Genomic DNA, 16,357 nt, shown 5'->3' on the forward strand with positions numbered 1-16,357 from the left:
ACTCCCGGCGGGCGGCCCTCACCCATCCCTCTCACCACCCCTTAAACACCACACAGCGACGGCACCCACAACAAGCTCACCGCCAACCACCCGACGGCACCCACAACAAGCTCACCGCCAACCACCCGACGGCACCCACAACAAGCTCACCGCCAACCACCCGACGGCACCCACAACAAGCTCACCGCCAACTGCCCGGCGGCACCCAGAACGAGTTCACCGCCAGCTGCCCGGCGGCGCATAAGCAGCCCGCCGCGCCCACCAGCGCCAGCCCAGAACCGGCCGCGCCGCACCCGGCTCGCCCGCACGGGCCCGCACCGCCAGCAGCACCGCCGCCAACGCGGCCAACTCCTCCGCACCGGCCTGGCCACGCTCCACCCGCCACACCCGATGCCCGCCATCCATCCGCCCTGCCCCTTCCCCAGCACACCCACACCACCACACCCACGACCGGCCACCACACAATCCGGCCGCACCCGCAACAAGCACGAACCCCTCTCAGCCCCTGTCCCCGACCCACCACTGCCAGCCCCACGGCCAACCACCACCCAGGACCCGGCCCATCGTCAGCCGCCCCACTCGAGACACACTCGAGAAACCCCCGCACCCCACTGCAGCCCCACCCAACCCCCACCAGGCCACACCAGCAAACGGACGAAACCCCTCCGACAACCACAGAAGCGGAACACCAGCTACCGCTAGAGATTAAACCGGATGGTATGTATCTTCACAGCCCTGACCACGCCCTTCACACCCCGACCCCACCCACCCGGCCCAGGAGGAACCACCATGACCACCCACACGTTCCCCGCCCCGGGAACGTCCACCACCACCCCCCACCCCACCACACCCCCCACCCCACCCGACCCCACCCTCACCACCACCGTCCCCCGCCACTACGTCCACCGCGCCGCCATCAGCGAAGTCCTCCTCACCCACTGGACCCCCCGCGCCGACCACCACTTCACCGTCACCGCCCAATGGCCCCGCCTCCACGCCTACTTCACCACCCTCGACGGCTACCACGACCCCCTCCTCGCCGCCGAAACCATCCGCCAGACCGGCCTCCTCCTCGCCCACGCCGCCTACCACGTCCCCCTCAACCACCACTTCCTCATGTGGGACCTCACCCTCACCACCCCACCCGAACACCTCCTCACCGGCCCCACCCCCGCCACCATCACCCTCGACGTCACCTGCCACAACATCAAACGCCGCCGCCACCACCTCGCCGGCCTCCACCTCAAAGCCACCCTCCACCGCAACCACCACCCCCACGCCACCGCCACCGCCACCTTCACCTGCATCACCCCCGCCGTCTACCAACGCATCCGCGCACCCCACCTCAACCCCCCACCCACCCCCACACCCCTCCCACCCCCCCTACCCCCCCACCACGTCGGACGCCACCACCCCACCGACGTCGTCCTCGCCCCCACCCCCCACCCCCACCACTACCAACTCCGCCCCAACACCCACCACCCCATCCTCTTCGACCACCCCGTCGACCACGTCCCCGGCATGGTCCTCCTCGAAGCCGCCCGCCAAGCCACCAACACCCACCACCCCCACCCCACCCTCCCCACCCACATCACCACCCAATACCACCACTACACCGAACTCCACACACCCACCTACATCCACACCCACACCCCACCCACCACCACCAACACCGGCACCACCGGCACCGGCACCGGCACCGGCACCGGCACCGGCACCGGCACCGGCAACACAGACAGCAACAGCACCACCACCCACATCACCGCACACCAAAACAACACCACCACCTTCACCGCCACCATCACCACCACCACACCCCCACCAAGACACACTCAAGACAGGTGACGGGTGTGCCGACTACTCCGACAACGCCTGGCTCACATACGCACAGAAACATGGGGCTGCCCCCGTCGCCGTTGCCCGCACCACGTGCACGCACAGCAAAAGCGCCAAAGCAGGTAAAGCCCCAAAGTCCGGCGTACGCGACCTCCGCCTCACAGCTTGGTGGGACGCACTACACCGGCGTGTCACTCGCGGCCGCTGAGCCGCTTTCTAACGACCTCGTGCGCGGTTGGCGGTGGCTCGTCGAGAGTTGCGGTCCTGGCAGTGGTCACGCTTGAACGCCGCGGGATAGAGCGGCGCTCTGCTGGTGTGAGAGCAGTCCAGCGACGGCTTGGACGATGTCGCTCATGTGCTCGCGACGGCCAAGATGGCGGGCAAGAGCCCACCAGTTCTTCAAGTGCGCGATGCCATGCTCGACGCGGATACGCCGTGAAGAGTGCGCTTTGCGCTGGAGTTCGTGCCGCTCCTGGTACCAGGCGGGAGCGTTCTTCTTGAACTTGCGGTGTGGTGGTGTGACCACCCGTCCGCCAGTCTGCGCGCCCATGCCCTGATAGTCGGCGTCCACGAGGATCTCCATGGACGGGCCGTCGGCCAGGAGCTTGACCGTTGCCGGGCCTGGGTGATGTCGGCGCAGCTACCTGGCCGGACCGGGCTGCAGTAAAGCATGCACCCTTCAGCGTCCGTGAGGACCATGGCCTTCACGGCCTTCTGCTTGGTCTTGCCGGAGACGAAACTTGTCCCGGTCCCCGGTCCCCGGTCCTTGCGGCCTGCGGCCGGGCGCCGCACACGGATCTCCGTGCCATCGATGATCCCGGTCTGGCCGTCGACACCCAGGTACTCGACGACTTCGGCGACAGTACGCGGCCGGACGTCCGGCGCGACGGTGCAGCCCCGCTGCGCCAGCAGGGGCCGCACCTCGCCGATGGCGCGGGTAGCGGTGAAGTGGTCCACGCCGAACCAGCAGGCCAGCACGTCGTGAGTGGTGCCATGGCGCAGACTCACCAGAGTCGCCAGCAGCCGGTCGACGAAGACGAACCTGTGCTTCGCTCCAGCTCCTACAGCCCTACGCCGCGGCCGAGCCGTCAGACGAGCCTGACGCTGCTCGTGCCACAACGGCCCCACCTCAGCGACGAGTCCAGCGATCACCGTCGACGACAGCCCAGTGACCCGGTACTCCGCCACGATCAACTCACGCGCCCCAGCCCTCACCATGCCCGGTTCAACGAGCCACCTGAGCGACGAGCCACGGCCAACCGTGCACGAGGTCGTTACGGAGCGTTTTGTTCTGGTAAGGGCGTTTGATAACTGGCGCAATGTTGGCCGCTTGGGTCGGCCCGTGCCAGCGTGTGAGGAGCCGCCTGTGGAGTGTGATGTGTGCGGACGGTCGATGTGGCGGTGGCCGGCACCACCGACGGCCTGGGATGAGGAGATTTGGTCCTGTTCCTGGTGCCATGCGGCCACCCATGTGGGCGGCGAGTGGTTCGAGACTTCGCAACCGCCGTATCTGCCCCTGGGGAGCGCTGGGAGAAGGCCGTCGCGGATGGCCTTGCCTCTGATGTCTCCTACGCGTTCGGCATCTTCGCCAAGACGCTGTGCGGCATTCAGGAAGCTGGCATGTCACCGTCCGACTACTCGTGGCTGCCGGAAGGGGAAGATGCGTGCGGCGCCTGTCGGGAAGCGGCGAGTCTCATCGATAGCCGCTGGCCGCGGTCGATGAGGAGCGAGGATGCGCGGGTCAGCGTGGCCCGGCGGCTATGAGTCCTTCCAGTTCGGAGTCGACTCTGGGTGAGCCTGCGGCTCATCAGGTCAATCATCGCAAGGTGGATCATCGCTTCGGAGCGATGCGGGTGGGTTTCGTAGTCGCGGGCGAGGCGGCGATGGCGCATGAGCCAGCCGAACGTCCGCTCGACGACCCAACGTCGCCGTATCACCTTGAAGCCTTTGTGAGCGGGGTCGCGGCGGGTGACTTGGACGTTGATGCCGAGGCGGGCGCTGTGGTCGATGACCTGGGTGCGGTAGCCCGTGTCGGCCCACGCCTTCATGACACGCGGATGGTCTGTGCCGATGCTCGAGAGAACCTGAATGCCGCCGACGTTGTCGGAAACGTTGGCGGCTGTGACCAGCACGGCCAGGAGGAGGCCGAGCGTGTCGACGCCGACGTGCCGTTTGCGGCCCGCGATCTTCTTGCCCGCGTCGATGCCCTGGCCAGCCGCGGGCACGTTGGCCAAGGTCTTAATGCTCTGGGCGTCCAGGACGCAGGCGCTCGCCTCGGTGTCGCGGCCTTCGGCCTCCCGGGCCAGTCGCCGCAGGAGACCGTTGAGCTGGTCGAAGACCTCGTCCTTCTGCCAGGCGGCGAAGTACCCGTAAACCGTCTTCCAAGGGGCGAAGTCGTGCGGCAGGAACCGCCAGGAATCCCGGTCCGGTCGACGTAGAGGATGGCGTCCATGATCCGGCGCAGAGCACGCTCGGGCGGTCGGCCGATGTCCAGGCCCTTCCCTCTTCGCTCGGCCCGCCAGGCTGTCAGAGTCGGTTCCAGCAGTTCCCAACGGGCATCGGACAGATCACTCGCATAGGGCCGCTGCTTACGAGGCATGTTTCTGTAGTACCGATGGCCGCCGCCCTGCCACAGGGCGCAAACCGGTGCGACCGGGTGCGCGTTGGGATCAGACAGGAGCGAAGGGACCGAAACGGGCCCTCGAAGGCCATCATCCGCCTCACCTGTCACAAGACACGTCTACTGCCCCAGCCGACCCGAAGCGGTCCGTTACCTAAACTGTGATAAAGCACTCTTACTGAGACAGAACGCCTTTTTAGGCCTTGTTTCAGATGGTGAAGGCGAGAGCGACTGTAAGCGCCTATGCGGCGGTCCACCCGGCTGTGTTGGAGTACGACTCGTAGCTGTAGCGCGTACTGCGGTCCCATTCGTCACCGGTGAGGTGCTTGTATGCGTTGTCGGGTACGTAGAGCAGGGCTTCGGCCCAGACGAGGTCGCTGGCGTATGGCCTGAACCGCTCTGGGTCTCGAAGTACGCGCTCGAACTCCTCCCGGCCGGCCGCGACGACCGCGGCCCGGGTATAGAGAAACTGATCGCTCGACAGGCCGTCTCCGTATTCCTTGCGGTCCAGCCTGTACAAGGCCCAGGAGAGCTGCTCGGCGAAGCCGACCACGTCAGGTACAAGGCCGTTCGTCAGGCGGGCGGTCAGGGCAGCGGCAAGCTCATCGCCCTCTGGGTCGGGGACAGAAGGGCTGCACGCTTCGATGAGCTGCCAGAAGGTGTTCTTGTTCATGTCGGAGAGCATGGCGGAGGGGTGTGACACATCGGGGTGTCAGGCGCTTGCCTGGCTAGGGTCTGTTCTGAGTGGTGATCACGTGGCGGGACGGAGGCTGCGCAGCCAGATGACCGCGCTCCGCAGCTCGAGCCCCGCCATGTAGCTGTCGGGCCTCTTGTCGAAGCGTGTGGCCAGCCCTCTCCAGTCCTTGATCTTGTTGATGCACCGCTCCACGGTGTTGCACTCCTTGTACAACTCGGCGTCGTGCGAGACTGGGCGCCCGCCCCTCGCGCCCTTCTTCTTCCGGTTGGCCGCCTGGTCCGCCTTCTCCGGGATCACCGCCTTGATCTTCCGTCTGCGCAGGTGAGCACGGTTGGCTCGGGAGGAGTACGCCTTGTCTCCGGCCACGGCGCCGGGCCGGGTGCTCGGACGTCCGGCCGGTCCACGCACCCGCACCGCCGCCAGCACAGCAAGGAACTGCGGGCTGTCGGCGGCCTGCCCTGGGGTGACCACGAACGACAACGGACGGCAGCGTCGGTCAGCCGACAGGTGAACCTTGCAGGTCAGGCCGCCGCGGGAACGGCCCAAGGCAGCCACCTTCAGCCGCGCCCGGCGTCGGCGCCGCTGCTGGCAGCGCTCTGCGCGCTCGGGACCAAACTCGGCCTCCTCGGCCGGGGGCACCGCCTCGGTCGCGGCCTGCCGCTTGCGCCACTCTCGCGCTTTTCGCCTGCCCCCATTTCGGCCTCAGCGGCCTCCTCCAGGGCGGACAAGACCTCCTCGTCCACGACCATGCCGGCCGCGTCGTGGTGAGCACGGGCGATGGTGGAGTCCACACTGACCAGGGACAAGTCCGCCTGCCCGCAGCGCGCGGCCTCGGCGATCACAGCCTCCATCACGGCGGCGAACACCCCGGCAGCGCGCCATTGGGCGAATCGGTCGTAGACCGTGGACCAGGAGCCGAACGCCTCAGGCACATCCCGCCACGGGCTGCCTGTACGGAACCGCCAGATGATCCCTTCCAACTGGTCGCGCAGGTTCTTTGGACAGGCGCCGTACTGCCCGATCGGCAGGTGAGGGCGGATCAAGTTCCAGCCTCGATCCTTCAGTTCGCGTCGCGGCGCATGAGAGACCTACCAGTTCCATCGTGGCTGCCGGAAGCGATCACCGGACCGAGAGCACGGCTCTCCGCAGACGTGGCCCTGCCCACTATGTCGGGAAGGCCCTAAGGGCTGACACCAGCTCGCTGCTGTAGTTGTCACAGCTGTTCAGCAGCTCACGCCCTGCCTCAGAGGCGAACAGATCGCCACCAGCAGAAGCGGCCAGGATGGCTTCATGGCACCGCCCTTCGACTTCAAGGTTTCTGGTGGCGAAATACCCCAAGTTGTAAGCGCGGAGGCGGCTTGCAACATTCGCGAGATAGCGCTCGCGCAGTCCTTCCTCTGCCACCACCATCAGTGTGCTGTCAATGCACTGGTCGAGGTAATCGGCCTGTTCTCGAGCGAGAATGATGATTCTGTCAGTCTGGACCTCACTCATCTCACCCAAGGCTTCGCCCAGCAAGATCCACCCACCGATCGCCTCCAGCTGGAAGCTCTCGGCGAGTTCTGGATCGACCTCAGATACGAACAGCGGTGCACGACCCAGTCGAGCGATGGCCCGCTGGAACGCGTCGTCGGGCTGGCCGTCCAGCCGTGCCGCACCATAGCGGAGCAGGGAATCGACTGCTGCCGAGTCGATTCCCCAGTCCCTGGGCATCTCGATGTCCAGCAGAGGCGCCTGCAGCCTCCGCAGCGCGAGGAACACGGCCTGATGCCGCTGCGCCCGATCCATTCGCTGGATCTGCGCCGTCAACGCCTCGTCGAAACGCCAGTCCATTGGGCTCCCTATTACGCTCACCGATACCCCACGGTCGCCAGGACCGGTACATCAAGACTTCGGGCACGCACCTGGCGGGGGCTTCAGCTGCCGGGTTCAACCACCTGGATCCTTAGCCCCCCCAATATGATCACAACTCCAGACAGGCCCTAGTCGGCGGTAGCCGATGAGGGCTGCTGCTATGCCAACGAAGGCATGGAAGTGCTCAGCCTTGCGCTCGTAGCGGCGGTGGAGCCTTTGGCAGCTGGCCAGCCAGGACACGGTTCTCTCGACTACCCAACGGTGCCTGCCCAGCCGCTGTGAGGACTCAATGCCCTTGCGCGCGATGCGAGGGCGGATCCCACGCTCGCGGAGCCATCGGCGCAGGTGGTCGTAGTCGTAGCCCTTGTCCGCATGCAGTTTCGCCAGCTCCCGGCTTCGAGGCCCGCGGCGGGACCGGGACGGGCGGGATACCGCGCACGAGCGGCTCCAGGCCCAGACTGTCGTGCATGTTCGCGCCGGAAATGCCCAACGACAGGGGCAGTCCGTTCCGGTCGCAGACCAGGTGAATCTTCGATCCCGGCTTGCCGCGGTCGGTCGGGTTCGGTCCCGTCAAAGGCCCCCTTTTGTAGCCCGCAGACTGACCGAGTCGATCGCGCACCGCGACCAGTCCGGCTCACCCCGGACCCCTAGTTCGTCGGGGATCGCGCGGTAGAGGCGGGCCCAGACCCGGTCCCGGCTCCACTGGGCGAACCGGCGGTAGACCGTGGGCCAGGCCGGCCCGAACACCGGCGGCAGCTGCCGCCATGTGCAGCCCGATGTCGCCACGAAGATGATCGCGGCCAGCGTCTGCCGATCACCTGCTCGACGTCGACCGCCGCCCTGCGGACGTGTCACCACTGTCGGCGGCACCACCTGCCGGAACCGCGCCCACAACTCGTCCGGCACCAACCGCTCTACCAGATCCGTCATGCACGGATCAACGAACGATCACGCCATAAGAAACGACGTCTTTAGACGGCATCCCGCTGGTCCAGCCACTTGAGAATGGCCCGGTTCGTTTCTTCCGGCTTCTCCTGCTGGATCCAATGACCGCAATCCAGACTGACCACTTCCACGTTCGGCACGAATTCCGTCAGCCTTTCAGACCTCGCGACCACATCGCGGTCGCCGTAAATCATGAGGGTGGGCTGGTGGATGATCGGGTCCACGTCCGCCAACAGGCACCAGTTGCGGTCCAGGTTTCTGTACCAATTCACACTGGCAGTGAACCCTGATGATTCGAAAGCGGAGACGAGAACAGCCAGTTCGCTGTCGCTCATGACGGGATCGCCGAGTGGCGTTTCGGCTCTGGCGAGATCGATCAGCGCCATACCCGGCTGAGGCTCCCTGGGGGGCTCGTTCTTCCGGTAAAGGTTGCGGAGGAACTGGAAGGTGTTGTCCTCGAACACGGAGTCCGCGACGCCTGGCTGCCGGTTGAAGTGGACGAAGTAGAAGTCGCCGCCAAGCATATCCTCCATGAACTCGATCCAGGGCTTCTCTCCGCGCTCCTGGTAAGGCAGGCTCAGGTTGATCACCTTGTCTACTCGGTTCGGATGCAACAGGGTCAGTCCCCAGACGACGAACGCGCCCCAGTCATGGCCGACGAAGGTGGCGTCTTCGTATCCGTAGTGGTCGAGGAGTGCGACAAGGTCACCCGACAGGTGTTCGATGTCGTAGTCGGTCACCTCGACCGGGCGGGACGAATTGCCGTAACCCCGCTGGTTCGGTGCGATGACGTGGTAGCCGGCTGCGGCGAGGGCGGGCATCTGGTGGCGCCAGGAGAAAGCGTGCTCCGGCCAGCCGTGGCAGAGCACGATGGGCTTTCCCGCGTTCTCTCGACCTGCTTCGAAGACTTCGAGTTCCACACCGTTGACCGGGATGAGGGTGGGCTCGGGGAAATCGGCTGGATTGAACACTGCATTTCCTCTCTGGGGGCGTTCGATGGCGGTCGACCTCTTCGGTGAGGTCATGTCGCCATCCTGTTGCCCGAAACCGGTCACCCCATGACCGGTTTGTGTGAGAGTTTCGTCGGCGTGCGAACCGACCGGCTGGTGGCCATCCTCCTCATGCTGCAGCGACGCGAGCAGGTGACAGCGGCAGAGGTCTCCCGAGAGCTCGAGGTCTCCGAGCGCACCGCCCGCCGCGACCTCGACGCCCTGGCCATGGCCGGGGTGCCCGTGTACTCCGTGCAGGGCCGGGGTGGTGGCTGGCGCCTCGTGGGCGGCGCCCGTACCGACCTGTCCGGGTTGACCGCCCGTGAGGCTCGTGCCCTGTTCTTGGCTGTCGGCCCGGCCTCGGCTGCGACGCCAGCTGTGAAGGCAGCTCTGCGCAAGCTCGTCCATGCTCTTCCGGAGCCCTTCCGCGTGCAGGCCGAGGCGGCAGCGTCGTCGCTGGTCGTCGACCCGCAACAATGGGGGTCGAGCCGGGTCGAGCACCGGCCTCCGCCTCGCTTCCTCGACGTACTCCAAGACGCGGTGATCCGCGGTGTCCAGGTGCGGCTCGGCTACGTCGACAGCAAAGGCGTCGACACCCAGAGAACCGTCCACCCGCTGGGCATCGTCGCCAAAGGTCCGGCGTGGTACCTCGTCTCCAACACCGAGACCGGCCGTCGGGTCTTCCGGATCGACCGCGTGTCGTCCGCCGACCAGACCGACGATCCCGTGCACCGACCCGAGGACTTCGACCTTGCCGAGAGCTGGTGCGAGATCGCCGACGAGGTCGACCGCAAACGAACGCCGCTGGAGATCCAGGCGGTATGCACACCCGACGGCATAGGCGTACTGCGGATGGCGCTCGGCGGCCGACTCGACGTGGGAAGTCCCACGACCGACGGCCGCATCGAGGTCGTGATCCGTGGCCACAACGAGTACATGCTCGCCGGTGAGCTCGCCGGGCTGGTCGAATGGCTCGAGGTGACCGGCCCCCCGGGTGTCCGAGAGCGCATGGCCTCGATCGGCAACGCGCTCGTCGAACGATACGGCTGACTGCGCGCTGCCGGGGGTGCCGCCGATCGTCGCGGTCGCCCGGGGTCTGCGGGTGACTGCGGACACGGTCCGCAAGTGGCGGCGGCGCTTCCTCGCCGAACGGCTGGACGGGCTGGCCGACGAGCCGAGGCCGGGCCAGCCACCCGGCATCAGCGTCGACCAGGTGGAAGCGGTGGTGGTCACCATGAAGAAGGCGACGGCGCCTCGACTCCTACCTGACCCTGCCTCGCCGGTCGAGCGGGAGGAGTTCACCTCCGTTTTTGGGCCTCGGCACCAGGCTCAGTCATAGCCAGGCGTCAGCTGCGGGCCATGAGGTGGTCAGGGTCGGTGGAAGCGGCGTTCGCCTGACTGCTTGGCGGTGGTGGCATCGTCGTGTACCGGGCGAACCGGTCGGCCGCCCGCATCCGGACGCGCTCGCGAACACGCCCGTCGTTCCGCGGTCAGCCCGCCCCTTGCGGACGCCTCATGTCATCGGCGTACCGCGACCAGCACGACCCGTCGGCCCTCACGACATCACGCCGGTAAGGTCAGAACAGCCGCCGTGCTCCCCTCCTTCCCGGTCGTCCCGTCGGACTGCCGGATCATCCGCGCCACAGCCTGGTTTGGACGGGCGTCTCGGCGGTACCCGACGGTGGTTTGCACGAGCGCACCACCCATCGCTCGATGTAACTGGTTTCCACCGGCGCCACCGGGGCCCCCGCACCCGTACCGGGCACAGTTGATGGGGAGGGAGCTCGTGGGGGATGGTGGGAGTTACTGCTTTCTCATGAAGGGCGATCGAGTCCGCGCCATGCGGATGTGAGCGGCATGACGACTTTCGATGGCTCTTCGCCCAGCGCGCGACATCTGAGCGTGAACATGGATGCCGCATGGCTGCGAGCGCCCTACCCGGCCTTGGTCGCCGGAGCCGACGGGTCCGTGATGGAGATCAACAACGCCGCCGGTGCCCTGTTCCCGGACGCACGGTGCGGGGCACCGATGGCCGGGACGGTGCCCGATTGGCTGGCGGACGCGCACCTGCGGGCGACCGGCGGCGCCGACGTCGACGTCCCCGTCGCGCGTGGCCCCTACCGCGAACTGACCCTGGCGGCGCACCCGACCGTGGCCGGGAACGGGGCCGTGACGTGGTGGCTGGTCGACGAGACCGACCGGCTGCTGGCAGAGGCGGCGCTCCACCGTGAGCGGGAGCGCACCGCGTTCCTCGCCGACGCCTCCTCCCGGCTGCTGGCCTCGCTCAACACCAAGCGGTGCATGGAGGTCACCGTCGAACTGGCCGCTCAGCACCTGGCGGACGCGGCCGTGCTGGTCGCGCCCCGCACGGGCCGTCGCCACGCCCTCGCCTTCGGCGCCGCGGGGACGCCCGTGACGCACGCCATGGCTGAGATCGACGCCAACGCCGTACCGGGACTGGCGGAGGCGCTGCAGGGCTTTCCGCCTGTGCCGTCCCGTTGGATCGACCCGGCCACGCTGCCGCGGTGGGCCGTACCCGAGGCCTTCGACGGCCCGGTGGGCTCGGTGGTGGTGACGCCGCTGCCGGGACACGGTGTTCCGGCCGGAGCGCTGGTCCTGCTGCGCCGTAGCGACCAGGCCGCGTTCGACCCGTCCGAGGAGGTCTTCGCCCGCATCTTCTCCGCGCGCGCCGGGGCCGCCCTGTCGGCGGCCCGCCTCTACACGGAACAGACCCGCATCACAGCGACCTTGATGGAGGAGTTGCTGCCGCCGACGCTGCAGCAGGTGGACGGCGTGGAGTTCGCGGGCGCCTACCGGGCCTCACGGGAGATCGAACGCATCGGGGGCGACTTCTACGATGTCCACCCGATGTCCGGCCGGGACGGCGACACCCTCGCCGTGCTGGGCGACGTCTGCGGGAAGGGCCTGGACGCGGCCGTCCTGACGGGCAAGATCCGCAACACGCTCCAGGCGCTGCTGCCCATGGCCCACGACCACGCCACCGTGCTGCGGCTGCTCAACGGCGCGCTGCTCAACGGGCGGCACACCCGCTTCGCCTCGCTGGTGCTGGTCTCCGTGCGGCGTGAGGGGCACCTCACCCGGCTACGGGTGACCAGCGCGGGCCATCCCAGGCCGCTCATCGTGCGCAACACGGGCGTGGTGGAGGAGACGGCGACCTCGGGCACGATCGTCGGGGCGCTGCCCGACATCAAGGCCACGACCGTCGAGGTCGAGCTGGCACCCGGTGAGACGTGTCTGCTGTTCACCGACGGCATCACCGAAGCCAGGGGCGGCCCGCTGCGGAACACGTTCTTCGGGGGCCGACGGCTCTGCGGCGCTCTGGCCCACTGTGCCGGGATGCCCGCGGAGGCCGTCGTGGAGCACATCCAGATGCTCGCGAGCGAGTGGATCGGTGACAACCCCCACGATGACATGGCCCTGATGGCCATCACCACGCCCCGCAACACCCATCTGACAGCAGTGGACGGACACACTCCAGGCAGGTACACCAGGTGACACAGAGCCTTTCCTCCTCCCCCGCCTCTCCCTCCGACGACGACGTGGGCTCGGTCCTGGCCCGTGCGCGCGAGGAACTGTGGCAGGCGGTCCTCGCACGCGACGAGTACGCAGCGCGCCGGGTCGTCGACGCAGCCCTGGAGGCCGGGGCGGACGGTGAGGACGTCCTGCTGGAGGTCATCGCCCGGGTGCAGGACAAGGTCGGCGCCGCCTGGGCGGCGGGCCGCATGACGGTGGCTCAGGAGCACGCCGCGACCGCGATACACGAGCGGGTGATCGCTGCGACGGTCCACGGACCGCCTTCGGGGCGGGATGCGGGGGCGCAAGCGGCGAGGACGGTGGCCGTCGCCTGCGTGGACGGTGAGTGGCACGCCCTGCCCGCCCGCATCCTCGCCGAGGTGCTGCGGCTGCGCGGCCACCGGATCGACTTCCTCGGGGCCCAGGTGCCCACTCCGCATCTGATCGCCCACCTGCACCAGACGGCGCCGGACACGGTGGCCCTGTCCTCCACCCTGCCCACCCGGCTGCCCACGGCGCACACCGCGATCACGGCGATCCAGGCGATCGGCATCCCCGTGCTCGTGGGCGGTGCCGCGTTCGGCGCGGACGGGCACCGAGCCCGGTTGCTGGGCGCCGACGCCTGGGCTCCCGACGCCCGCGCGGCGGCGGACCTGCTCGCCGACGGCATACCCCGGCCCGGACCCGGCGACGCCCGGCAGGCGATCGACGACCTGCCCCACCTGGGCGACCAGGAGTACACCATGGTCTCCCGGAGCAAGTGGCAGCTGGTGAGGAGCACCCTCGCCGGTCTGGAGGCGAGGCTGCCCGCCATGCGCTCCTACACCGAGGAGCAGCACGAGCGCACGGCCGAGGACGTCGCCCACGTCGTCGACTTCCTCTCCGCGGGCCTGTACACCGACGACGCCGACCTGTTCACCGGTTTCCTGGCCTGGACCGGTGACATCCTGGAGGCGCGTGGGGTGGCCGCCCACGTCCTCGACCCGGCCCTCACCCTGCTGCGGGAGGAACTCCAGGACTTCCCCCGCGCTGTCGCCCTGCTCACCCAGGGGAGCAGCGTCCTGCGCGGACGCGGCGCCCCGCCCTCGACGGCCGGTTCGAGCGCATGACCTTTCATCTGCCCGACGGCTTCCGCCTCAGGACGGTCCTGACGGAAGCCGGTGACGTGTGCGTCCGCGTCGTCGGCGACCTCGACTGGGACACCGCGGACGAACTGACGAAGGTGGCACGGGAACACCTGGAGACCGGCATCCCCTCGCGCGCGCTGCGGCTGGACTTCACGGACCTGGCGATCTGTGACTCCACGGGCCTGACCGCGCTCCTCATGATCCACCGGTGCGCGGTCGCCACCGGCCACCGTCTGCGCCTGGACCACCGGCCCGAGCATCTCGAACGCCTTCTGGAGCTGACCGGAACGCTGGCCCACCTCACCGGTACGGAGGAGGGCGCCCGGCGCGGGATCGAGGAGCGTTAGGCGGGCACCGGCCGACACCGACTGTTTGAAGCCGGATTTCCGCTCGGCGCACCGGTCCGACAGTCGGCGGCTGTTTTCGCGCGGCCCGCCAGGGCATCCGATGCGCGGAGGTGGACCGTGAACTCATCGACCACGTTGCTCCCCCGCGGACGGGCCGGGGCACGGAAGGCGGCCAACAGTCAGGTCGTCGAAGCGGCGGCGCGCTGGGGACTGGCCGCTCGCGGCGTCATCTACGCACTGGTCGGCGTCATCGCCCTGCGGATCGCCCTCGACGGCACCAGGGAGCAGGCCGACCGCGGAGGTGCGCTTTCCCAGCTCTCCGATCGCCCCTTCGGGTCGTTGCTGTTGTGGGCCGTGGGTGTCGGCTTGGCGGGGATGGCGCTCTGGCGGCTGACGGAGGCCCTGTTCGGCGCGTCCGGGCCCGACGGCCACAAGACGAGCAAGCGGCTGCTCTCCGCGGCCCGCGCTCTGTTCTACGGGTTCATCGCGTTCTCGGTGCTGGCAATGGCCAGCGGGTCATCGTCGTCGGACAGTGGCTCCAGCGACCAGCAGTCCCGGGACGTGACGGCGCGGGCCCTGGAGATGCCCGCGGGCCAGTGGCTCGTCGGCGCGGCGGGCGTGGTCGCCGTCGGCGCGGGGCTGTGGATGGCGGGCCGGGCGGTCACCCGCCGCTACCGCAAGCACCTGCGGAGCGGACGGATGCCCCGCTGGGCATGGCGGGCCACGGACGTGTGCGGGGTGGGCGGGGGCGTGGCGAGGGGGATCGTGTTCGCCGCCGCTGGTGTCTTCGTCGTTCGTGCCGCGGCCGAGGCCCGCCCGGGCGAGGCGAAGGGCTTCGATGACACCCTGCGCTCGTTCTCCGCCACCCCGGCTGGTCCGTGGCTGCTGGTGGCCGTGGCCGTCGGTCTCGTACTGTTCGGCCTGTTCTCCTTCGCCATGGCGCGCTGGCGCCGGGTGTGAGGGCCCGACCCGGGCGGGTGGCGTCCCACCCCGGCGGGTGTGGCGTCCCCACCCGGGCGGGTGGCGTCCCAGGGAGTGGTGCAGCCGGTCAGGGCTGCGGAACGCGCGGGTGTTTGGGGCGATGAGCGGGGCCTGAGTCGGCGCCCGGCCCGCTCCCCCGCCCAGGTGCCGACCCCATCACCCGCACCGGGCGCGCCGACGGGAGCCGCGTCAGGCAGGCGGTCACCGACCTCCTGGACGCGCTCGACCGGCGTCGCGGTCACCTGCGTCCGGACGAGGAGCAGCGCCACGGTGCCGTGGCGGACGCCGCGCGACGTCCTCGAGCACACCGCCCGGCTCGGTATGGCCCTCACTCTTCGGGCATGCCGGGGGTGATGGCGAGGTCGGCCATCGTGGCGACGTAGGCGTCGCGCAGTCGGATAGGCAAGCTGTGGAGGCAGGGGCCGTGCTCGTAGCGCAGGTATGCCTCAACAGGGGTGACGGGGCGGCCGGGGCCGACGGCGTGGGCGTCGGTCGGGGTGGCGTAACAGGCCGGAGCGACGGGAGCGCCGTGTGGGGTGAACGGGCTTGGCAGGCGCTCGTCGCAGGTGCTGTGGGAGAGGTCGAGGAGCCATGAGCGACGACATGGAACACGGCCTCGCGGCATACGGCGAAGGCGCCGGACGCGTCCGGCGGCGCCTCGGCGTCGAGAACGGCACCGACGGCACCGCGGAGGCCGTCTCCTCGGTGTTGACGGCTGCACCGAGCCGCTGCCCGCGCTGCAGACGACACAGCCCGCCCATGGCCCGCGGATCCCCCAACTCTTCGGCCGCTTGTCCGGCCAACCCCTGCTCCGTCCTGCAGAGCTGAAGGGGCGAGTCATGCGGATCGCGGGCGGCGGCAGTGTGGCCGTGGCCCAGCACCTCACTGCCGCCGGGCGTCTCCCGCCGGGAACCTGGGGTGTCAGGTGGACGGAGCGACCGCATGGTCACGTGAGGCGTGTGCGCTCTGCCCCACGGCGTAGCCGGGCCGTGGGCTCGGTTCGGACGGAGGAGGTGCTGGTGCGGGTGAGGACCAGGACACAGGCAGCGCCGATGACCAGTTCCGCAACCCCCGCCAGTGCGATGCCGGTCGCTGGCATACCGTCCAGCGCGAGGCTCAGTATCCGGGACAGGCCGTAGGCAAGGTAGGTCATCGCGCCGACGGTCGCGGCGGTGAAGGTCGGTCGGGGAGTGAACGCGCCGAAGGACAGCAGCACCCCCGTCGCCAGCAGGGCGCCCGCCGCGGCCCGGGTCTCGCTGAGCAGACTGCTGTCGCCGCCGAAGTGGATGCCGTTGGCGGAGTGGAACGCGGCGGGGGCGAACAGGATCGCCCCGCCGATCGCGATGGCGACCAGACCGGAGACGGTCAGTACGGATTTGGTGAGTACGGAGTTCTTCATTCCGTTGTCCTTCGCTCCAGGAGGGTTT

The 16,357-nt window shown here is 68.7% G+C and carries 13 protein-coding genes and 5 pseudogenes; 8 read left to right on the plus strand and 10 right to left on the minus strand.

Annotated features, from left to right (window positions below):
- Positions 1-216: 216 nt before the first annotated feature.
- Positions 217-405, minus strand: a complete 189-nt coding sequence (locus tag ACFVQG_RS26850; RefSeq protein WP_383388191.1) for an acyl-CoA carboxylase epsilon subunit — start codon at positions 403-405, stop codon at positions 217-219.
- Positions 406-789: 384 nt separating this feature from the next.
- On the opposite strand from ACFVQG_RS26850, the gene ACFVQG_RS26855 reads away from it, so the two are divergent.
- Positions 790-1,845, plus strand: coding sequence for a ScbA/BarX family gamma-butyrolactone biosynthesis protein (locus tag ACFVQG_RS26855; protein WP_383388193.1), 1,056 nt, complete (start codon positions 790-792; stop codon positions 1,843-1,845).
- A gap of 265 nt (positions 1,846-2,110) precedes the next feature.
- On the opposite strand, the gene ACFVQG_RS26860 is transcribed toward ACFVQG_RS26855, so the two are convergent.
- The 8 genes and pseudogenes from ACFVQG_RS26860 to ACFVQG_RS26895 form a co-directional block, all read right to left on the minus strand.
- Positions 2,111-2,419, minus strand: a complete 309-nt coding sequence (locus tag ACFVQG_RS26860; protein WP_383388195.1) for a transposase family protein — start codon at positions 2,417-2,419, stop codon at positions 2,111-2,113.
- Positions 2,420-2,787: 368 nt separating this feature from the next.
- A pseudogene (locus ACFVQG_RS26865) lies at positions 2,788-3,054 on the minus strand (transposase family protein); the annotation flags it as partial.
- Between the two features lie 540 nt (positions 3,055-3,594).
- A pseudogene (locus tag ACFVQG_RS26870) lies at positions 3,595-4,435 on the minus strand (IS5 family transposase).
- 262 nt (positions 4,436-4,697) lie between these two features.
- Positions 4,698-5,129: a DUF4240 domain-containing protein gene (locus ACFVQG_RS26875; protein ID WP_383388197.1), complete on the minus strand. Its 432-nt coding sequence runs from the start codon at positions 5,127-5,129 to the stop codon at positions 4,698-4,700.
- Positions 5,130-5,207: 78 nt separating this feature from the next.
- Positions 5,208-6,217 (minus strand): annotated as a pseudogene (locus tag ACFVQG_RS26880) (IS5 family transposase).
- A 100-nt stretch (positions 6,218-6,317) separates the two neighbouring features.
- Positions 6,318-6,986 carry a hypothetical protein gene (locus tag ACFVQG_RS26885; RefSeq protein WP_383388199.1) on the minus strand — a complete coding sequence of 223 codons (669 nt, stop codon included), beginning with the start codon at positions 6,984-6,986 and terminating at the stop codon, positions 6,318-6,320.
- A 96-nt stretch (positions 6,987-7,082) separates the two neighbouring features.
- Positions 7,083-7,937 (minus strand): annotated as a pseudogene (locus ACFVQG_RS26890) (IS5 family transposase).
- Positions 7,938-7,978: 41 nt separating this feature from the next.
- Complete coding sequence (locus ACFVQG_RS26895; protein WP_383388822.1) at positions 7,979-8,923, minus strand: alpha/beta fold hydrolase; 945 nt, start codon at positions 8,921-8,923, stop codon at positions 7,979-7,981.
- Positions 8,924-9,040: 117 nt separating this feature from the next.
- Between ACFVQG_RS26895 and ACFVQG_RS26900 the strand changes: the two genes are divergently transcribed.
- The 7 genes and pseudogenes from ACFVQG_RS26900 to ACFVQG_RS26930 all read left to right on the plus strand — a co-directional run bounded on the left by ACFVQG_RS26900 (position 9,041) and on the right by ACFVQG_RS26930 (position 15,758).
- Entirely contained in the window at positions 9,041-9,991 is a 951-nt protein-coding gene (locus ACFVQG_RS26900; RefSeq protein ID WP_383388201.1) for a helix-turn-helix transcriptional regulator, read from the plus strand.
- A gap of 7 nt (positions 9,992-9,998) precedes the next feature.
- Positions 9,999-10,190: pseudogene (locus ACFVQG_RS26905) on the plus strand (helix-turn-helix domain-containing protein); the annotation flags it as partial.
- A gap of 608 nt (positions 10,191-10,798) precedes the next feature.
- Positions 10,799-12,457: a PP2C family protein-serine/threonine phosphatase gene (locus ACFVQG_RS26910; RefSeq protein WP_383388203.1), complete on the plus strand. Its 1,659-nt coding sequence runs from the start codon at positions 10,799-10,801 to the stop codon at positions 12,455-12,457.
- Positions 12,458-12,501: 44 nt separating this feature from the next.
- Positions 12,502-13,584: a B12-binding domain-containing protein gene (locus ACFVQG_RS26915; protein ID WP_383388823.1), complete on the plus strand. Its 1,083-nt coding sequence runs from the start codon at positions 12,502-12,504 to the stop codon at positions 13,582-13,584.
- On the plus strand, positions 13,581-13,949 hold the full coding sequence (locus tag ACFVQG_RS26920) for an STAS domain-containing protein (protein WP_383388205.1): 369 nt from the start codon (positions 13,581-13,583) through the stop codon (positions 13,947-13,949). Before ACFVQG_RS26915 ends, ACFVQG_RS26920 begins: the two co-directional genes overlap by 4 nt.
- Before the next feature lie 117 nt (positions 13,950-14,066).
- Positions 14,067-14,909, plus strand: a complete 843-nt coding sequence (locus ACFVQG_RS26925; RefSeq protein ID WP_383388206.1) for a DUF1206 domain-containing protein — start codon at positions 14,067-14,069, stop codon at positions 14,907-14,909.
- A 612-nt stretch (positions 14,910-15,521) separates the two neighbouring features.
- Entirely contained in the window at positions 15,522-15,758 is a 237-nt protein-coding gene (locus ACFVQG_RS26930) for a hypothetical protein (RefSeq protein WP_383388208.1), read from the plus strand.
- 118 nt (positions 15,759-15,876) lie between these two features.
- Here ACFVQG_RS26930 and ACFVQG_RS26935 read toward each other — a convergent pair whose 3' ends face one another.
- The gene (locus ACFVQG_RS26935) at positions 15,877-16,329 is read right to left on the minus strand and encodes a DUF4345 domain-containing protein (protein ID WP_383388210.1); all 453 of its coding nucleotides are present in this window, start codon (positions 16,327-16,329) and stop codon (positions 15,877-15,879) included.
- Positions 16,330-16,357 lie beyond the last annotated feature (28 nt).

Source organism: Streptomyces sp. NPDC057877 (assembly GCF_042796855.1).
Taxonomy (GTDB): domain Bacteria; phylum Actinomycetota; class Actinomycetes; order Streptomycetales; family Streptomycetaceae; genus Streptomyces.